Annotated in this window: 18 protein-coding genes and 1 tRNA gene; 14 read left to right on the forward strand and 5 right to left on the reverse strand. The window is 60.2% G+C overall.

Annotation, left to right across the window (positions count from 1 at the left end):
* Positions 1-146 precede the first annotated feature (146 nt).
* From tkt to FEV51_RS00645, 3 genes are read left to right on the forward strand one after another with little or no spacing between them, the layout of a single operon-like run.
* Positions 147-2126: a transketolase gene (tkt, locus tag FEV51_RS00635; protein WP_138615307.1), complete on the forward strand. Its 1980-nt coding sequence runs from the start codon at positions 147-149 to the stop codon at positions 2124-2126.
* Between the two features lie 15 nt (positions 2127-2141).
* Positions 2142-3149, forward strand: a complete 1008-nt coding sequence (gene gap / locus FEV51_RS00640) for a type I glyceraldehyde-3-phosphate dehydrogenase (RefSeq protein WP_138615308.1) — start codon at positions 2142-2144, stop codon at positions 3147-3149.
* Positions 3150-3159: 10 nt separating this feature from the next.
* Positions 3160-4362 (forward strand): phosphoglycerate kinase, encoded by a 1203-nt coding sequence (locus tag FEV51_RS00645; protein ID WP_138615309.1) that lies wholly within the window; start codon positions 3160-3162, stop codon positions 4360-4362.
* Positions 4363-4445: 83 nt separating this feature from the next.
* On the opposite strand, the gene FEV51_RS00650 is transcribed toward FEV51_RS00645, so the two are convergent.
* Entirely contained in the window at positions 4446-5204 is a 759-nt protein-coding gene (locus FEV51_RS00650) for a flavodoxin family protein (RefSeq protein ID WP_138615310.1), read from the reverse strand.
* Between the two features lie 150 nt (positions 5205-5354).
* Here FEV51_RS00650 and FEV51_RS00655 point away from each other — a divergent pair, with 150 nt between their 5' ends.
* Positions 5355-6242, forward strand: coding sequence for a fructose bisphosphate aldolase (locus tag FEV51_RS00655; protein WP_138616281.1), 888 nt, complete (start codon positions 5355-5357; stop codon positions 6240-6242).
* A gap of 20 nt (positions 6243-6262) precedes the next feature.
* Here the strand turns inward: FEV51_RS00655 and FEV51_RS00660 are convergent, their stop codons facing one another.
* The gene (locus tag FEV51_RS00660; RefSeq protein WP_138615311.1) at positions 6263-6658 is read right to left on the reverse strand and encodes a hypothetical protein; all 396 of its coding nucleotides are present in this window, start codon (positions 6656-6658) and stop codon (positions 6263-6265) included.
* Positions 6659-6736: 78 nt separating this feature from the next.
* On the opposite strand from FEV51_RS00660, the gene thiE reads away from it, so the two are divergent.
* The 3 genes from thiE to FEV51_RS00675 are packed head-to-tail and all read left to right on the forward strand — an operon-like array spanning position 6737 to position 9393.
* Complete coding sequence (gene thiE / locus FEV51_RS00665) at positions 6737-7354, forward strand: thiamine phosphate synthase (RefSeq protein WP_138616283.1); 618 nt, start codon at positions 6737-6739, stop codon at positions 7352-7354.
* 54 nt (positions 7355-7408) lie between these two features.
* The gene (locus FEV51_RS00670) at positions 7409-8668 is read left to right on the forward strand and encodes a L,D-transpeptidase family protein (protein WP_246034380.1); all 1260 of its coding nucleotides are present in this window, start codon (positions 7409-7411) and stop codon (positions 8666-8668) included.
* A gap of 17 nt (positions 8669-8685) precedes the next feature.
* On the forward strand, positions 8686-9393 hold the full coding sequence (locus FEV51_RS00675) for a M23 family metallopeptidase (protein ID WP_138615312.1): 708 nt from the start codon (positions 8686-8688) through the stop codon (positions 9391-9393).
* An 18-nt stretch (positions 9394-9411) separates the two neighbouring features.
* Here FEV51_RS00675 and FEV51_RS00680 read toward each other — a convergent pair whose 3' ends face one another.
* Positions 9412-9771 (reverse strand): hypothetical protein, encoded by a 360-nt coding sequence (locus tag FEV51_RS00680; RefSeq protein ID WP_425466580.1) that lies wholly within the window; start codon positions 9769-9771, stop codon positions 9412-9414.
* A gap of 160 nt (positions 9772-9931) precedes the next feature.
* Here FEV51_RS00680 and efp point away from each other — a divergent pair, with 160 nt between their 5' ends.
* From efp to FEV51_RS00715, 7 genes are all read left to right on the forward strand, one after another.
* The gene (gene efp, locus FEV51_RS00685; protein WP_138615313.1) at positions 9932-10495 is read left to right on the forward strand and encodes an elongation factor P; all 564 of its coding nucleotides are present in this window, start codon (positions 9932-9934) and stop codon (positions 10493-10495) included.
* A gap of 13 nt (positions 10496-10508) precedes the next feature.
* Positions 10509-10865: a hypothetical protein gene (locus FEV51_RS00690; protein ID WP_138615314.1), complete on the forward strand. Its 357-nt coding sequence runs from the start codon at positions 10509-10511 to the stop codon at positions 10863-10865.
* A gap of 6 nt (positions 10866-10871) precedes the next feature.
* A complete protein-coding gene (locus FEV51_RS00695; protein WP_138615315.1) occupies positions 10872-11693 on the forward strand; it encodes an inositol monophosphatase family protein in 822 nt (273 codons plus the stop codon).
* A gap of 71 nt (positions 11694-11764) precedes the next feature.
* A tRNA-Leu gene (locus tag FEV51_RS00700) sits at positions 11765-11849 on the forward strand.
* Positions 11850-11901: 52 nt separating this feature from the next.
* Positions 11902-13701: an SLC13 family permease gene (locus FEV51_RS00705; protein WP_171032994.1), complete on the forward strand. Its 1800-nt coding sequence runs from the start codon at positions 11902-11904 to the stop codon at positions 13699-13701.
* Positions 13702-13704: 3 nt separating this feature from the next.
* Positions 13705-15405, forward strand: a complete 1701-nt coding sequence (locus tag FEV51_RS00710) for a sulfatase-like hydrolase/transferase (protein WP_138615316.1) — start codon at positions 13705-13707, stop codon at positions 15403-15405.
* 25 nt (positions 15406-15430) lie between these two features.
* Positions 15431-16753 (forward strand): amidohydrolase, encoded by a 1323-nt coding sequence (locus FEV51_RS00715; protein ID WP_425466581.1) that lies wholly within the window; start codon positions 15431-15433, stop codon positions 16751-16753.
* 82 nt (positions 16754-16835) lie between these two features.
* On the opposite strand, the gene FEV51_RS00720 is transcribed toward FEV51_RS00715, so the two are convergent.
* Complete coding sequence (locus FEV51_RS00720; protein ID WP_138615318.1) at positions 16836-17018, reverse strand: hypothetical protein; 183 nt, start codon at positions 17016-17018, stop codon at positions 16836-16838.
* A 46-nt stretch (positions 17019-17064) separates the two neighbouring features.
* Positions 17065-18663: an isocitrate lyase gene (locus tag FEV51_RS00725; protein ID WP_138615319.1), complete on the reverse strand. Its 1599-nt coding sequence runs from the start codon at positions 18661-18663 to the stop codon at positions 17065-17067.
* Between the last annotated feature and the right edge of the window lie 111 nt (positions 18664-18774).

Here is an 18774-nt window from a genome sequence, read left to right on the forward strand (position 1 = left end):
CCGTGCAAAGGTTTGGATGGTGCTGTTGATAACTTGGCTGAGGGGGCGTTGAGACGTAGCCTCCAGCGTGGCCGGGTTGACCTTGCCGCTCCCCTCCGCGATGGCTTCGCGCGCGTCGAATCGACCTGATTTCCGGAGAGCATTCTATGACCCTCGATACCGCCCGTTTGGCTCCGATGGCCAACGCCATAAGGGCTCTGTCGATGGATGCGGTGCAAGCGGCAAATTCTGGGCACCCTGGAATGCCGATGGGCATGGCCGATGTCGCCACAATATTGTGGACCGAATATCTCAAGCATGATCCCGCCACCCCGGACTGGGCCGACCGTGACCGGTTCGTCCTGTCGGCGGGCCACGGGTCGATGCTGATTTACAGCCTACTGCACCTGTCCGGATATGCGCATCCCACTATGGAGGACATTCGCAATTTCCGCCAGCTGGGCAGCCCGTGTGCAGGCCATCCCGAAAACTTCCTTCTCGACGCTGTTGAATGCACCACCGGCCCCTTGGGTCAGGGGGTGGCGATGGCGGTCGGTATGGCGATTGCCGAGCGGCATCTGAACGCCGCCTTTGGCAATGATACTGTCGATCATCGCACGTGGGTCGTTGCGGGTGACGGCTGCCTTATGGAAGGCATCAATCACGAGGCAATCGGTCTGGCCGGGCATCTGAAGCTGGGCCGGATGAATGTTCTGTGGGATGACAATGCCATCACGATCGACGGGCCGACCAGCCTGTCGACCAGCGAAGACATCAAGGCCCGCTATGAAGCTACCGGCTGGCATGTGGTCAGCTGTGACGGCCATGAATTCGCCGACATCCGCCGCGCGCTGGACGAAGCGGTGGCTGATGAGCGCCCGTCTCTGGTCGCGTGCAGCACGGTGATTGGCAAAGGCGCCCCCACCAAGCAGGGCACCAGCGCAACGCATGGCGCGCCGCTGGGCGACGAAGAAATTGCCGGAACGCGCACTGCTATCGGTTGGGACGCCAAACCATTCGAAGTTCCCGAGCAAGTCCTGTCCGACTGGCGCGCTTCGGCGCGGCGCGGCGCGCAGGAACGGGCAAGCTGGCAGAAACGTCAGGAAAGTTTCGCTAAACGCGGCGAATTCGAACGGCGTATGGCCGGTGATCTGCCTGCCAATTTTAGCCTCGACAATTATATCCAGTCGCTGATGAAAGACCCTGTCAAGGTCGCCACCCGCAAGGCCAGCGAAATGGTGCTGGAGCAGATCAACGGCAAGCTGTCCGAAACCATCGGTGGCAGCGCCGATCTGACCGGCTCGAATAACACCAAGGCAGGCGGCATCGGCCCGCTGACCGCGGATGATTACGCTGGCCGCTATATCTATTACGGCATCCGCGAATTTGGCATGGCGGCGGCGATGAACGGCATGGCGCTGCACGGCGGGATCATTCCCTATGGCGGCACTTTCCTGGTCTTCACCGATTACTGTCGCGGCGCGATCCGCCTGTCCGCTTTGCAGCAGGCGCGGGTTGTCTATGTGATGACGCATGACAGCATTGGGCTGGGCGAAGACGGTCCGACGCATCAGCCGATCGAACATGTCCAATCTCTGCGGATGATGCCGAATTTGCTCGTCATGCGGCCCGCCGATGCGATTGAAACTGCCGAGTGCTGGGAAATCGCGCTGCGTCAGAAAAATCGCCCGACGGTGCTGGCGCTAAGCCGTCAGAATCTGCCGCAAGTGCGCAATGCACCCGAGGAGGTCGACCAGTCGAGCAGGGGTGCATACCGGCTCAAGAAGCCTGGCAATTCACGCAAGGTGACGTTGATCGCCAGCGGCTCCGAAGTCCATCTCGCGCTGAAATGCGCAGAAGAGTTGGAGAAGCAGGGCGTGGGCGCCAGCGTGGTGTCGATGGTCTGTACCCAGCTGTTCGACGAGCAGGACGCGGCCTATCAGGCGGATATGATCCCTGGTGATACGCTGGCAGTCTCGATCGAGGCCGGGACTACCTTTGGCTGGGAACGCTATACCGGCAGGGATGGCCTGAACATTGGCATCGACAGTTTCGGCGCTTCGGCCCCGGCTAGCGATCTGTTCGAGAAATTCGGTCTGACTGCGGAGGCTATCGTTCCGCAAATCATTAACAAATTGAACGCTTAAGCAGGAGCTCTTATTATGGCGACCAAGGTTGCAATCAACGGTTTCGGACGCATTGGCCGCCTGGTGGCACGCGCCATTCTGGAGCGTGACGATCACGATCTGGAACTGGTTTCGATCAATGATCTGGCGGATACCAAATCCAATGCCCTGCTGTTTAAATATGATAGCACGCATGGCCGTTTCCCCGGCAAGGTCGAAACCGGCGACAACACGATCACCGTCAATGGCAAGAGCATCAAGGTCACTTCGGAACGCGATCCCGGCAATCTGCCGCATGGCGAGCAGGGCATCGACATCGTTCTGGAATGCACCGGCTTTTTCCAGTCGCATGAGGCAGCCGAACCGCACCTCAAGGCTGGCGCCAAGCGCGTCCTGATCTCTGCCCCGGCCAAGAACGTTTCGGCCACCATCGTTTATGGCGTGAACCATGCAACGCTGACGAAGGACGATGTTATCGTCTCCAACGCCAGCTGCACCACCAACTGCCTGTCGCCGGTCGCCAAGGTCCTGAACGACACCGTTGGGATCGAACGCGGGTTCATGACCACAATCCATTCCTACACCAATGACCAGCGGATGCTCGACCAGATGCATTCCGACATGCGCCGGGCGCGCGGCGGGGCGCAGAACATGATCCCGACCACCACCGGCGCAGCGCGCGCAGTTGGCCTGGTGCTGCCCGAACTCAACGGCAAGCTCGATGGCTCATCCGTCCGCGTGCCGACTGCCAATGTCAGCCTTGTCGACCTGGTCTTCACGCCGGGCCGGGACACTACCGCCGAGGAACTCAACGCCGCGCTCAAGGCAGCGGCTGACGGCCCGATGAAGGGCGTACTTGATTATACCGACGAACCGCTGGTTTCGAGCGACTTCAACCACCATCCTGCCAGCTCGACCATCGACAGCCTTGAAACTACGGTAACCGAAGGCAAGCTGTGCCGCGTGGTTTCATGGTATGACAATGAATGGGGCTTCTCCAACCGCATGATCGACACGGCCGGAGCGATGGCCCGCTTCCTCTGAAGGAACATAAATGACCAGCTTCAAGACGCTTGACGACCTGCCCGCTGACCTTTCGGGCAAGGTTGCCCTGGTGCGTGTCGATTTGAACCTGCCGATGCTGGAGGGGCGGGCAAGCGATGTGACGCGGGTGGAAGCTGCAAAGCCGACCATTCTGGAGCTGGCTGACAAGGGTGCTAAGGTGCTGCTGCTCGCCCATTTCGGGCGGCCCAAGGGCGCGCGCCATTCGACCATGAGCACCAGCATGGTGCAGGGCGATCTGGAGCGCGTACTTAACCGCGAGATCATGTTCATCCCGGAGGTGACTGGGCCGGTGGTCAAACAATCGCTCGGCATACTAAGCGATAGCGACATCGGCCTGCTCGACAACATCCGGTTCTGGCCGGGCGAGGAAGCCAATGATCCCGCTTTTGCCGCAGCAGTGGCGGAAATCGGCGATTTCTACGTCAACGATGCTTTCTCCGCTGCCCACCGCGCGCACGTATCGACCGAAGGGCTGGCGCATATTCTGCCCGCCTATGCTGGACGGGCGATGGAGCGGGAGCTCGAGGCGCTTGAAGCAGCGCTGGGGAACCCGGAAACGCCGGTTGCCGCGGTTGTCGGCGGCGCAAAGGTGTCGAGCAAGCTGGCAGTGCTTGAACATCTGGTGGGCAAGGTGCAGCACCTCATCATCGGTGGCGGAATGGCCAACACCTTCCTCGCCGCGCGCGGAGTTAACGTTGGCAAGTCACTGTGCGAGCACGATTTGACGGACACCGCCAACCGCATCCTCGACCAGGCCGATCATGCGGGCTGTACGGTGCACCTGCCCTATGACGTCGTGGTTGCGAAGGAATTTGCCGCCAATCCAGCTTCGCTGCGAACTTGCAACGTGCACGAAGTTGCCGAAGACGAGATGATCCTCGACGTTGGGCCGGCCGCGGTCGAGGCACTGGCCGACGTGCTCAAGACGTGCCGCACGCTGGTGTGGAATGGCCCGATGGGCGCGTTCGAGACTGAACCTTTCGATGCCGCTACTGTTGCGCTGGCGCGCACTGCCGCCGCGCTGACACAGGATGGCTCGCTGGTGTCGGTTGCTGGTGGCGGAGACACTGTCGCGGCGCTTAATCATGCAGGTGCGGCTGCTGATTTCACTTATGTTTCAACTGCTGGCGGCGCTTTCCTAGAATGGATGGAGGGAAAGGTTCTGCCCGGTGTAGCGGCCCTTTCCACCTGAATAGGTCAGCCCATTCCACGGTAAGGGCACGCGTATCTCGATCGCCGTCATTTTGGCGGCAGTATTAAAGACTCGCGGTTGGCTCAGCGATATTCAGGATTGGGCGCGTCGAAGCGGCGGCCTTCCTTCCACAGGTCAACTGAATTGCCATGACAGGGGATGCCACCCGCATTCTTGAGCATCCGTGCCATGTGCATCAAATTCCACGTCGCAAAGGTGGAATTGCGGCGGGTGAAATCATTGTCAAAGCCGACATAGCCGCTGCCGTCTTCCTTGGCATCGCCATAGCTGGGTCCCGGTCCCGCTTCACCGATCCAGCCTGCATCGGCCTGCGGCGGAATGGTGTAGCCGACGTGCTGGAGCGAATAGAGAACGCCCATCGCGACATGTTTGATGCCGTCTTCATTGCCTGTGACAATGCAGCCACCGACCTTGCCGTAAAAAATATATTGCCCCTTGTCATTGGTCTGTCCCGAATGGGCATACAGCCGTTCTATCAGGCGTTGGCAGACAGAGCTTTTTTCGCCCAGCCAGATCGGTGTGCCGATAATAAGGATGTCAGCGGCTTTGACCTTCTCCCAGATTGCCGGCCAATCGTCCTGTGCCGCGCCGTGCTGTGTCATGTCGGGATAGACTCCGGGCGCGATGGTGTGATCGACCAGACGCACCTGCTCCAGGCTGACGTCGTTCCTGACCAGAATTGTCTCGGGGATGCCGAGCAATTTGTCGGTGTGCGACCCATCGGGGCTGGGCTTCAGCGTGCAATTGATCGTCAGAGCCGTCAGGTCGGAAAAATCGGTGGTGTTTTCATCGCACAATTTCTGCTGGGTCTCGTCGAGCATTGTTTGTCTCCCTCTATGGAGGCTCTACGCCGTGATGCGCAAAAAGTTACAGCTCTGCGCCGGGGGCCGGTTGCGAGCAGGCGTGCGGCTCGCTAGAGGCGCTGCGCGATAGCCGTGCATTCGTATGCGCGCCAGATGGGGTTTATGGATATGACATTCGACGAGATGAAGGCCCGTGTGGCTGACGGACAGGGTTTTGTTGCAGCGCTCGACCAGTCGGGCGGTTCAACGCCCAAGGCACTGCGCGGCTATGGCGTTGAAGAAGATGCCTGGAACGGCGATGACGAAATGTTTGCGCTGATCCACCAGATGCGCAGCCGCATCGTCGAGAGCGATTGCTTCGGTAATGGCAAGGTCATCGGTGCCATCCTGTTTGAAAAGACAATGGACGGTGAAAGCGGCGGCAAGCCCGTCCCGACCCGTCTGGCAGAGCGCGGCATTGTCCCGTTCCTCAAGGTCGACAAGGGTCTGGAAGACGAGGCCAATGGCGTGCAGCTGATGAAGCCTATGCCCGATCTGGAAGCGTTGTGCGCGCGGGCCAAGGCCAAGGGCGTGTTCGGCACGAAGATGCGCAGCGTCATCAAGTCGAACAATGCCGAAGGTATCAAAGCCATCGTCCAGCAGCAGTTTGTTGAAGCCAAACGCATTCTGGCAGCCGGGCTGATGCCAATGCTGGAACCGGAATACGACATCACCGCAGATGATCGCGCCGCTGGAGAAGCAGTGCTTCTGGTAGCTATCCAGGAGGGCCTTGATACGCTTGCCGATGGTCAGCAGGTTATGCTGAAACTGTCGATCCCGGTCGAAGCTGGGCTGTATGCGCAGTTGGCCAGCGATCCCCGCGTGCTGCGGGTCGTGGCACTGTCAGGCGGCTTTTCGACGGATGAAGCGTGCGAGAAACTGTCCCAAAATCCCGGTATGATCGCCAGTTTCAGCCGCGGGCTGTTGCAGGATCTGCGCCATCATCAGGACGATGCGGAATTCGACAAGACGCTCGGCGCGGCAATCGACAAGATCCAGGCTGCATCAATCACCTGATCGCAAGGCGCGCGCGTAATTTAGCGCGCCTCATAGGTGAAGCGATAGTCGCTTGGCCGTGCCTCGCGCTCGGTGACGATGTCGGGTGCGGCTGCAACCAGCGCCACCACGCGGCCATGCGTGCCAAAGGTCTCGCCCAGCGTAATATTGGCCGTGTCGCGCCAGCCTTCGCCGTCGATGCGGGTTTCGACGATCAGCCGCCCGGCCCAGACGCAACGCGCATTGATCGGGCAGCGGCTGTCCTCGGCCACCTTGATCGGCGTCACGACAACATCGGCGATCCGCACGGGTTGCAGCAAGCCGACGGCGGTTCCCTCCGCGACAGGTGTGCCGGCAACATTGGGCGCATCGGGGATCACCACGCAGGCTGACAGTGCGAGCGGGGCGAAAGCGGTGAGGGCTAAACGGATGGTCATCCACAAACTTAGCGCCCGCTGCGCTTTCGCGTGCCTGAATGCGTGACGAATGCTTCCGCAGGCACTACCACGCCGCCGATGACCGATTGCCAGCTTTATCTGATATCGCCGCTCGAAGTTTCGGGCACCTTTCCTGACCGCCTTGCGCGCGCTTTGAAGGCAGGGCCGGTCACTGCATTTCAGTTCCGTGTGAAGGGGCTGGACCAGCACAAAGCGGCTGAGCTGGCTGCGCCACTGCAAGAAATTTGTGCGGCGCAAGATGTGGCATTCATCGTCAATGACGATGTCGCCTTGGCGAAGCGGCTGGGGGCCGATGGCGTCCATCTGGGTCAAAGCGATGGCACTGTCGCCGACGCGCGTGAAGAACTGGGCCGTGAAGCGCAGATCGGCGTGACGTGTCATAACAGCCGCCATTTCGCGATGGAGGCGGGCGACCACGGCGCGGATTACGTGGCTTTCGGCGCCTTCCACCCCAGCAGCACCAAAGACACTGAACACCACGCCGAGCTCGACCTGCTCGAATGGTGGAGCAAGATTTTCGAGATACCCAGCGTGGCGATTGGCGGCATCACACCGGACAATTGCACGCCCATCATCAAGGCCGGGGCAGACTTTCTGGCCGTGTCCGGGGCAGTATGGTCTGGGGACGAAATTGCCGCTGTAAAAGCTTTTGCGGATAAAATCGCCGCCGCGTGAGTTTAACTCTCCAGAAGGGGCGGGTCGCGTCCCGCCTAACTCTGGGAGAATTCCATGCGCACTATCCTCGCCGCCGTATCCTGCCTCGCTCTCGCCGCTTGCGGGATGAGCGGACAAGACAATGACAAGACCGCAACCGACACCGCCGCCAGCGCTGGCCAGACGGGCACCGATTACGGTTATCAGACATATGGCGACGACAATTACGCTGACAGCATGGCGTCAAAAGATGATTTGTCGGGCGATATGGCAGGCGCGGATTCGGACGCTGGCGTTCCGGACAGTGAAGAGCGGCCCGTCATGCAGGCGCAGGTCGTGCTGGACCGGCTTGGCTTCGGCCCGGGCGTGATTGACGGCAAGATGGGCATGAGCACCGAGAATGCGCTTCGCGGATTCCAGCTCGCGAATGATTTCGAGGCGACCGGCAAGCTTGATGAAAAGACCAAGGCGGCGCTTGGCGAGTGGGAGCGGATCCCTGCTACACGCGTCGTTACCATTCCAACAGACTGGAACAGCGATAGCTATCAGGCGGTGCCGGATGATGCCGCTGATCAGGCGAAGATGAAGCGGCTTGGCTACGAATCGCTCGATGAACGTCTGGCTGAACGTTTTCACACCACTGTGGCGGTGCTCAAGCAGCTCAACCCCAATGGCCGCCCGGCGGGAATGGACGCCAGCGCAGCCGCTAAGCCGACTGCGACCAGCTCGGCGAAGCCGACGCCAAGCGCCAGCGCGAGCGCGAGCGATGCTGCAAAATCTACTGGTCCAAAATCCTATTTCGCCGCCGGACAGCAGATCCGCGTCCCCAATATCGGCGGTGACAAGATCAAGCCGGGCGCAATCGATTCCACTGATTGGCAGCGAACGCTCGCCTCTCTGGGTGTCGGGACCGAGCAGCCCGAGGTTGCCAAGGTGGTGGTCAGCAAGGGCGCAGGAACGCTCAAGGCTTTCGACAAGGACAACAAACTGGTGGCCCTGTTCACCGTCACTACCGGCTCGAACAATGATCCGCTGCCACTGGGCGATTGGAAAATTACCGGCGTCGCCAAGAATCCGCCGTTTGCCTACAATCCTGAACTGTTCTGGGACGTTTCAGACGAGACTGAGAAGCAGCAGCTTCCTCCCGGCCCGAATGGTCCGGTGGGCGTGGTGTGGATCGACTTGTCGAAGGAACATTACGGTATCCACGGCACACCAGCGCCCGAAACCATTGGCCGCGCACAGAGCCACGGCTGCGTGCGTCTGACCAATTGGGATGCGGCGCGCCTGTCCCAGATGGTTTCAACAAGCACACAGGTGCTTTTCGAAGCGTAATCGGCTAGGCTGCACAAATGAGCATAGTCGACCGTTTTCTCACCATTATCATCACCGCGACGATCACCAGCGCCGTCTGGATCGTCGCGGGGGGTAGCCTGATGGACAATGCGAGCAGTGCCAGCCAGATTGGCAGCACTCGCCCGGCGGAGGCCGCGCCCAGTCCATCGGCGACGATGGCGGTCGCAACCGACTCCGCGACGGGTGAAGAAACTGGCGACGATCCAGTCGAAGTTGCTGCAATTCTGGACACCGAAAGCGCAACAGCACCCAGTGCGCGCAGTACGCGTGAACTGATGATACCGGTCATGAATATCCGTCCCGATGACCTCAGTGACACTTACACAGATGCCCGTGCAGGCGGGGACCGGTTGCACGAGGCGATCGACATTATGGCGCCGCGCGGCACCAGCGTGCTTGCCGCAGCGCCGGGCACCGTGGAAAAACTGTTCCTGTCAAAGGCTGGCGGCAAGACGATCTATGTGCGCAGCGAAAATGGTACCACCATTCACTATTACGCACATCTTGACCAATATGCCGACGGCCTGGTCGAAGGGCAGCGGGTTCGCCGCGGTCAGCGGCTGGGCACGGTTGGCAGTTCTGGCAATGCGTCTGACGAAGCACCGCATCTGCATTTCGCTATCATGCGAACCACGCCAGAAGCAGAATGGTGGGAGCCGGCCAATGCGCTCAATCCCTATCCATTGCTGACACGCGCGAAATAGGTGGTCTGATTTATCGCTTTAGTTGAGCGGACCGGCGCGGTGGCAGCGCAAGCGGCCCAATTTATCATCGCGCCCGACTTCTTGCAGCAGGCCTGAGCCAAGCCGCATCAGTTTCATGCCCTTCATCGGTCCACGTGTGAAGGTGACCCGTGCGCCCTCCAGCAAATAAGTGCCATTGCCGCGACCGGTACGATAGCTGGAGGCCCCCGTTATCGCGAAATTTCGCGTGGGTTCTTCGACCCAGGGTGTGCCGACCGCGTTTCCGGGCAGGGCGCACACATACTCACCCTGTGACAACAGGCCCAAGCGGCCCTGTGCGGATAGTGCGCCGGTCACCGACGGGGCAGCGATCAGGCCTGCCGCAAGGGCGAGCATCAAGGGGAGTTTGCGTGTTTTCATCATATACGTCCAAGTAGCTATATAGCATTGCAGGCGCAGTTTTTCCACCCGCCTTGCCCCATCTGTGCCGCTGGGCTAATGCGCGCGGCGCACAGGTCGCCCGGCGGGCGGCTGCTCTTTCCAATCGAAGGCATTTTTCATGAAGATAAGCGGCGTGGACATTCGTCCCGGCAATATCATCGAATACGAACGCGGCATCTGGAAGGTCGCCAAGATTCAGCATACCCAGCCGGGCAAGGGCGGCGCCTACATGCAGGTTGAAATGAAGAACCTGCAGGATGGCCGCAAAACCAACGTCCGCTTCCGCAGCGCCGACTCGGTGGAGCGGGTTCGCCTCGACACCAAGGAATTCCAGTTCCTTTACGAAGATGGCGATATGCTGGTGTTCATGGATCAGGACACCTACGAACAGATCAACCTGCCATCCGATCTGCTGGGCGATGCCCGCCCATTCCTGCAGGACGGGATGCAGATCACGCTGGAATTGTGGGACGAGAAGCCGATTTCGGTCGCTCTGCCCGAACAGGTCGAAGCCGTTATTGTCGAGGCCGATGCTGTGGTGAAGGGGCAGACCGCCTCATCCAGCTTCAAGCCGGCCGTGCTGGACAATGGCGTGCGCGTCATGGTGCCGCCACATATCGAAAGCGGCACCCGCATCATGGTCGATGTGTACGAGCGCACATACATTAGCAAAGTTAGCTGAACGGAGCAGAACCATGGGCAAATCCATCGCCAGCCGTTTCGAGAACGTCGATATTGAGAAAAGCTGCCTGCTGGGCGTGATCATCGATGATGACGAGCTGATCCTCGAAATGGATTTCTGTCTCGACCCTGCGCACATTGATTACGAAGATCCGGGCGAGGGCGAGACTTGCTGCTTCCATCCCGGAATGCTGCGCTTCGCCGGCATCTCGACATTGCAGCTCGATCGTGCGGATGTGGAAACCAAGGACGGGATCCAGCGCCGCTTTGCCATTGCATCGTTCAAGATCGAGGGCACTCGTTTCGATATGTCCTGCGAGTGGGGCGATATTCACCTTCAAGCGCGCTCGATCCGCGTCATTACGGACTAATCACACATGGCCGCTGTATCGGGTATTATCCGCGTAATGGAAAAGGCCGCGCGTAAAGCGGGCGGTCGGCTGCGCCGTGACTTTGGCGAGGTTGAACACCTTCAGGTCAGCCGCAAAGGCCCCGCCGACTTCGTGTCCAAGGCGGACCAGATCGCCGAACGCACAATCTATGACGAGCTGCTCTACGCACGGCCCGATTGGGGCTTTGTGATGGAGGAGGGCGGCGTGATCGAAGGCGATGCAGGCAAGCCGCGCTGGATTGTCGACCCGCTCGACGGGACCAGCAACTTCCTGCACGGTATCCCGCATTTCGCGATCTCAATCGCGGCACAGGAACCCAAGCTGGACGGGTCTGGCTGGGGCGAAGTGACTGCCGGGGTCGTTTACAACCCGGTCACTGACGAGACATTCTGGGCCGAAAAAACGCGCGGTGCCTGGCTGCATGATGGCCGGTTGCGGGTTTCCGGTCGCAAGGGTCTGTCCGAAGCGCTGATCGCCACTGGCATTCCGTTTGGAGGGCATGGCGATTTCAGCGAATGGACCAAGATATTCGCCGCGATTGGTCCGCAAGTTGCTGGAATCCGGCGTTACGGCGCTGCATCGCTGGATCTGGCATGGCTGGCAGCTGGCCGCTTCGATGGCTTCTGGGAAAGTGATCTCAACGATTGGGACACCGCAGCCGGCTGCCTGATAGTGCGGGAGGCCGGAGGCTTTGTGTCCGATTTTCGCGGACGTTCGGCGCCGATCCATTCCAAGCAGGTGCTGGCCGCCAATGACACACTGCATTCGCGGCTTCACAAATTGCTGGCGGGTGCGATCAAGGCGTGATTTTCATCGAAGTGCAAGACCGGCTTGTTAGCCGCGTCCGGCTCGGCTAAGCGCGCGCTCCTGCGGGCAGTGCCCCTGTGGCGGAATTGGTAGACGCGAACGACTCAAAATCGTTTTTCTACGGAAGTGCCGGTTCGAGTCCGGCCAGGGGCACCACAAAACAAATGCTTGCGTTCTGCGCCAGCCTTTGTGATCCACGCGCACAGCGATGATCGGCCTACCTTCATATCACGCGATGGCAGCGATGGCCGTTACCGTCGTCATGTTCATCGCCTTTGCCCGCGGGCGGATGTCGGTCGAGATCGTCTCGCTGCTGACGATTGCCGTGATTGCGGTGGGTCTGTATTTCTTCCCGCTGGAAGGGTCCGGCCCCACCGATGGTCTGGCACTCGCCTTCGCGGGGTTTGGCCATTACGCATTGATCACCATTTGCGCGCTGATGATAATGGGACGCGGACTGGTGGTTACCGGAGCGCTGGAGCCGGCCGCGCGGTTGATGGAGCGATTGTTCAAGATCAACCTGCAACTTGGCCTGCTGGTTTCGCTACTGATTGCATTTACCCTGTCGATGTTCGTCAACAATACGCCGGTACTGGTGCTGTTGATGCCCATCTTTGTGGCTCTTGCCGCGCGCGGTGCCATGCCTGCTTCCAAGACACTGATCCCGCTCAACGCCGCATCGCTGCTGGGCGGGGTGGCCACGACAATCGGAACTTCGACGAATATCCTGGTCGTCTCCATCGCCGTCGACCTAGGGATGCCGGAGATGGACGTTTTCCACTTCACGCCCATCGTGTTGATCGCGGCGGCTGTGGCCTTGCCATATGTCTGGCTGGTCATGCCACGGATGCTGGGCGACAACCGCGTGGTGAAGACCGGTCATATGCGCCGCTTCGATGCGCGTTTGCGGGTAAATGAAAACTCGATCCTCAACGGACGTGAATTGCATGAAGTTCAGGCGCGGCTGCCTGATGGCATTGAGTTTCATGATGTACCGCTTGGCCTGATCCGCCCGCAGCAACGCCTGAGGATGTCGGGCACGCATGAGGCAATCGAGGAAGCGGCACGGATCCTGCGCGGCGATGCAGCGCCCAGCTGGGTGCTCGACCGCATCAAGCGTCGTTCTATCGAGACCAGCGCCGATATTGTCGTGGTGGAAATGACCGTGACGGCGGATTCGCGGCTGATCGGACGGACATTGCCAAGCTCGGGTATTGCCGACCTTTATGGTGTCGCAGTGATCGGGACGCACCGGCCTGAACGGCTGGTCGGCCCGAAGGATGAATACAGCAGCGGCGGCGATGTTCGCATTACCGAAGGTGACGTGCTGCTGGCGATGGGTCTGCCCGAAGACCTGCAGAAATTTGCGCAATCCGACAGCCTGCTGATCCTTGAGGGAATGCGCGAATTGCCGCGCCGGTCGCGCGCTGTGGTTGCTGCGGCGATTATGGGCGGGGCGGTCCTGTTCGCCAGCCTCGGCTTTGTGCCGATTGCGATTTCCGCGCTGGCCGGCGCGATTCTGATGTTCCTGACCGGGTGTGTGAAATTCGACCGGGTTGGCCGGGCGCTATCGGCGCAGGTCATCGTACTGGTCGCTGCCAGCATCGCCGTGGGCCGGATTATCCTGGATAGCGGCGCGGCGGATTGGCTGGGGCAAGCTTTGGCGCTGGGCCTGCAATATCTGACGCCTGCGGCGGTGCTGGCGGCGATCATGCTGTTTGTGACGTTGCTGACCAATTTCGCCTCTAACGCCGCAGCGGCCACAATTGCTACGCCGATTGCCTTCAGCATCGCACATACTCTGGGCCTGCCGCCTGAACCGCTGGTGCTGGCAGTGCTGTTCGGGTGCAACCTTTGTTACGCGACCCCGATTGCCTATCAGACCAATATGCTGATCATGGCGGAGGGCAGTTACGAGTTCGGCGACTATGTGCGCACGGGCGTGCCGCTGGTGCTGCTGATGGTCGCAACGCTCTCGCTGGCACTTGTTGTGACTTACGGCCTGTAGGCTGTGACAGCGCGCAATCAGTCATGGCGAGGCTGGCTGAAATTCGCGCTTTTCGCATTGATCGCGGCGCTGAGTTTACCGCAGGTCGTAGACCGGTTTGCCGACATCCACGGCTTTGCTGCCCGGCTCGTCTATCTTGCGCTTCTGGCAATCGCCTGGGTGGGTATTCTCGGCGCATCATGGGTGCGAAACCACTGGCTGCGCTGGGCGCTGGCTGCGTTGTTCGCAGCTGCAGCCTATTACGTCGACACCTTTGCGCGGGCGAGCGGGGCCTATCTGACTTATGACGCGCATATCAATATGCTCGCGTCGAGCGGTTTCATCGGTGACGCGCTGGCGCAGAACCGGGCAGCTTTTCTGGGTGCGATCCTGCCGGCCACCGCGCTGTTGCTGGGCATCGGATTGGCGCCAATTAACCGGTCCAAAGTGCCCACATGGCCGACGCTGGCGGGGCCAATTGTTGCGACCATAATCATCACGCTGCTGCTGTTCGTGCGCGGCGGGGACGGGGCCAAGGGGCTGCCCGACAGCTATACCGGCTTTGCTTACAGCCTGCTGGCCAGTTACGAGCATTTGCAGGGCGGGCTCGGACCGCGTGAGAGCGTCACCATGCAGGCCGTCAGCGCGCCATTGTACCGCGATATCGTGCTTATCGTGGACGAAAGTGTTGCAGGGAACTACCTCGATATCGGTTCGCCAGAGGGTGTCGCGACGCCGCTTTCGCAGGATTGGGCTGGCCTCGACATAGCAAATTTCGGGATTGCAGCTGCGATTACAAATTGCAGCGTCGGGACCAATGCCGCGCTGCGGTTTGGCGGAACGCGCGCGAACTATCTGCGCCAGATCGCGAAGGGGCCATCGCTGTGGGATTACGCCAAGGGCGCGGGACTCCAGACCGTCTATATCGATGCCCAGCGCACCGACGGCGCCTATCAGAACCTGATGGACGACGCCGAGCGTGCCAGCATCGACCGTTTCATCCAGTTCGGCAAAGTGACAGTGCGCGACCGCGATATGGCCGCCGCCGATGCGCTGTTGCAGGAAATGGCAGACGACCGCGCAGCATTCATCATCGTCAACAAGATGGGCGCGCATTTCCCGGTGCATGACAAATATCCCGATGGCGCGATGCAGTACCGTCCTGCGCTGCCAAGGGGCGGTTACACCGATATCGGTGATACCGGATCACGCGAAGGTTTTGCCGGTGCGCCGGACGATTGGCGGCGCTATCGCAATTCCTATCGCAACACCCTGCTGTGGAATGTCTCGGCGTTCTTTGACAAGCTGCTCGAGAGCGGCACGCTGAATAGGGCGCTTGTTATTTATACCGCCGATCACGGGCAGGACCTCCACGAGGATGGTCATGCAGGCACGACAACGCATTGCCAGTCCGATCCCGCCCCGTCCGAAGGCGCGGTGCCCTTGGTTGCAATACAGGGCAAAGCAGGAGCATTGGCTTTTCAGCCATACGGCACAGCCAGCCATTATATGATCGCCCCCACGCTGCTTGCGGCGATGGGGTATGACCGGGCTGCGGTGCGATCCGAATTTGGCGGTGCGCTGGATGAGCCTTCCAGCGACCCAGGCACCTTCAACACCCTGTTCAATGCTCGTTTGGGGCGTAAACCCGTGTGGCAGTTGATTGAGCCAGCCCTGCTACCCGCGTCGCCCGCCAGCGATTGCACGCTTGTATCTTGCCGATAGCTCCCATCACGATAGGATGATTGCCATGACCAGACACCTTCCCTTCCTCGCCGCGGCGCTCGCCGTCACAGCCATGCCCGCCCATGCCGACGAACTGACGCAGGATATCGCTGCCGATATGCCCGCGTTGATGGAGCTGTACCGCGATCTCCACGCACATCCTGAACTGAGCTTTGAAGAGCATCGCACCGCCAAATTGCTGGCGGAGCGGATGCGCAAACTGGGTTTCGTCGTGACAGAGGGCGTGGGCAAGACCGGCGTCGTATCAGTCATGACCAATGGCGCAGGGCCAACCGTCATGCTGCGCGCCGATATGGACGGTTTGCCGGTGGTTGAGCAAACCGGCCTGGCCTTCGCTTCAAAGCAGGTCGCCACGCCCGCCAGCGGTGTAACCACCGGCGTGATGCATGCCTGCGGCCATGATACGCATATGACGGCGTTTATCGGTGCCGCGCAGCAATTGGCCGCGCGCAAGGATGAATGGCAGGGCACGCTGGTGATGATCCTGCAACCAGCCGAGGAAATCGGGCTGGGTGCCAAGGCCATGCTGGATGACGGGCTATACACCCGCTTTCCCAAGCCGGATTACGCTGTGGCCTTTCACGATGCGGCGCAGTTTCCCGCCGGAATGGTCGGCTATTCCCCCGGTTTCGCGCTGGCCAATGTCGACAGCGTGGACATCACTGTACCCGGTATCGGCGGGCACGGCGCATATCCCCACACCACCCGCGATCCGGTGGTGCTGGCCAGTGCGATCGTGATGAAGCTGCAAACTTTGGTCAGCCGCGAAAGCAGCCCGCTCGATCCCGCAGTGGTGACCGTCGGCAGTTTCCACGCCGGTGCCAAGCACAACATCATCTCGGACGAGGCTAAGCTGCAAATTACCGTGCGCAGCTATTCCGATGCCAGCCGCAAACTATTGCTCGACGGTATTTCGCGCATCGCGCGTGGTGAAGCGATTGCGGCGGGGATGCCCGAGGACAAGATGCCGGTCGTGATGATCGAGGAGGAATATACCCCCTCAACCTATAACGATCCAGAATTCACTGAGACGATCATGGCCGGGCTGCGCACGCGTCTGGGCGATGCGCGCGTGATGCAGGTGCCGTCGGTGATGGGCGGCGAGGATTTCAGCCAGTTCAAGCGCGCTGCACCCGATGATGTGCAATCGCTGATCTTCTGGGTAGGCGGAGTGCCGCAGGACCTTTATGACAAGGCGCAGGCCGGCGAGGCGTCATTGCCTTCTCTGCATTCGCCATTCTGGGCACCGGACGCGGAAAAGGTGATCGCGACAGGTGCCGAAGGGATGGTGTCGGCTGCGCTCCAGCTGATGCCGACGCAGGGCTAGCAGGCCAAACTGAAAAATGCCGGCCGCCGGAGCCTTTGGGGGACTCCGACGGCCGTATTCTCCTCCCCAGGAGAACTCTGGATTATTCGCCTGACACGTAGGTGCCCAGGCGGTGATGCAGGGCGTTGATCTTCGCCAATTCCTCACGGTCGTCGATCTGCCGTGCATAGTTGGTCAGCGCGGTGCGCAGCAGCCGGAAATCGGCAGTCGAGAACAGCGCCCGCGCGCGGGTCGGTTCCTTCGATGTAGTGCTTTCGGTCGTCATGGCATCTCTCCTCAGGCTGCCGCGAACTGGTTCCTTCGGCTGACTGTCAGGCCGCCGCAAACTGGTTCATTGTGTTGTCCTTGCCGCCCGCTTTCAATGCGGCTTCACCGGCAAAATATTCCTTGTGGTCGTCGCCCATGTCCGAACCGGCCATGTTCTGGTGGCGCACGCAGGCTATGCCTTGGCGGATTTCCTCGCGCTGGACCTTCTTGACGTATCCCAGCATTCCCTGATCGCCGAAGTATTCCTTGGCCAGATTGTCGGTGCTCAGCGCAGCCGTGTGATAGGTCGGCAGCGTGATCAGATGGTGGAAAATGCCTGCCCGCTTGGCTGCATCGCGCTGGAAGGTGCGGATTTTCTCGTCCGCAGTGTGGGCCAGCTCGGTGCTGTCATAATCCACGCTCATCAGCTTCGCACGGTCAAACTCCGACACATCGCGGCCTTCGGCTTCCCAGGCGTCATAGACCTGCTGGCGGAAGTTGAGCGTCCAGTTGAAGCTGGGCGAATTGTTGTAAACCAGCTTCGCGTTCGGGACGACTTCACGGATGCGGTCAACCATTCCGGCGATCTGGTCGATATGCGGCTTCTCGGTTTCGATCCACAGCAGGTCGGCGCCGTTCTGGAGGCTGGTAATGCTGTCGAGCACGCAGCGGTCTTCTCCGGTTCCGGCGCGGAACTGATAAAGGTTTGACGGCAGGCGCTTGGGTCGCAGCAATTTGCCTTCGCGGCTCAGGAATACGTCGCCATTCTTGATGTTGGCAGGGTCGATCTCCTCACAATCGAGGAAGGCATTGTACTGGTCGCCCAGATCGCCTTCTTCCTTGGTGACTGCGATCTGCTTGGTCAGGCCGGCACCCAGGCTGTCGGTGCGGGCAACAATGATGCCGTCGTCAACGCCAAGCTCAAGGAAGGCATAGCGGATCGCGCGGATTTTCTGGAGGAAGTCTTCGTGCGGAACGGTGACCTTGCCGTCCTGATGACCGCACTGCTTTTCGTCCGAAACCTGATTTTCGATCTGAATTGCGCAGGCACCGGCTTCGATCATCTTCTTGGCGAGAAGATATGTCGCTTCGGCATTGCCGAACCCGGCATCGATGTCCGCGATGATCGGCACGATGTGCGTTTCGTAATTCTCAACTGCGTTCTCCAGCCGCTTGGCCTCAACCGCATCGCCGCGTTCGCGGGCTGCGTCGAGATCGCGGAACATGCCGCCCAACTCGCGGGCATCGGCCTGACGCAGGAACGTATAGATTTCCTCGATCAGCGCCGGAACGCTGGTTTTTTCGTGCATGGATTGATCGGGCAGGGGGCCGAACTCGCTGCGCAGCGCGGCGATCATCCAGCCGGACAGGTAGAGGTAACGCTGCTTGGTTGATCCGAAATGCTTCTTGATGCTGATCATCTTCTGCTGGGCGATGAAACCGTGCCAGCAGCCGAGCGACTGGGTGTAGTCGGCAGGGTCGGCGTCATAGGCAGCCATATCGTCACGCATGATCTTGGCGGTATATTTCGCAATGTCGAGGCCGGTGGGAAAGCGGTTCTGCATCCGCATCCGCGAAGCGCTTTCGGCGTCGATGGCGTTCCACGGCGATCCGGCTCCCTCGATGGTCTGGCCAAGCTGGGCAATGTCGGTCTGGTAAGTCATGGCGAATCTCCTGAATACATTTGGCACGTTGGCCTTGGCCCAACCTTCGCCGCATCAGAGGCAATGCAACAGAAAAAATTACAAAATAACTTGTCATTGAAGGACGTTCCC

Source organism: Qipengyuania marisflavi (assembly GCF_005884405.1).
In the GTDB taxonomy this organism is placed as follows: domain Bacteria; phylum Pseudomonadota; class Alphaproteobacteria; order Sphingomonadales; family Sphingomonadaceae; genus Qipengyuania; species Qipengyuania marisflavi.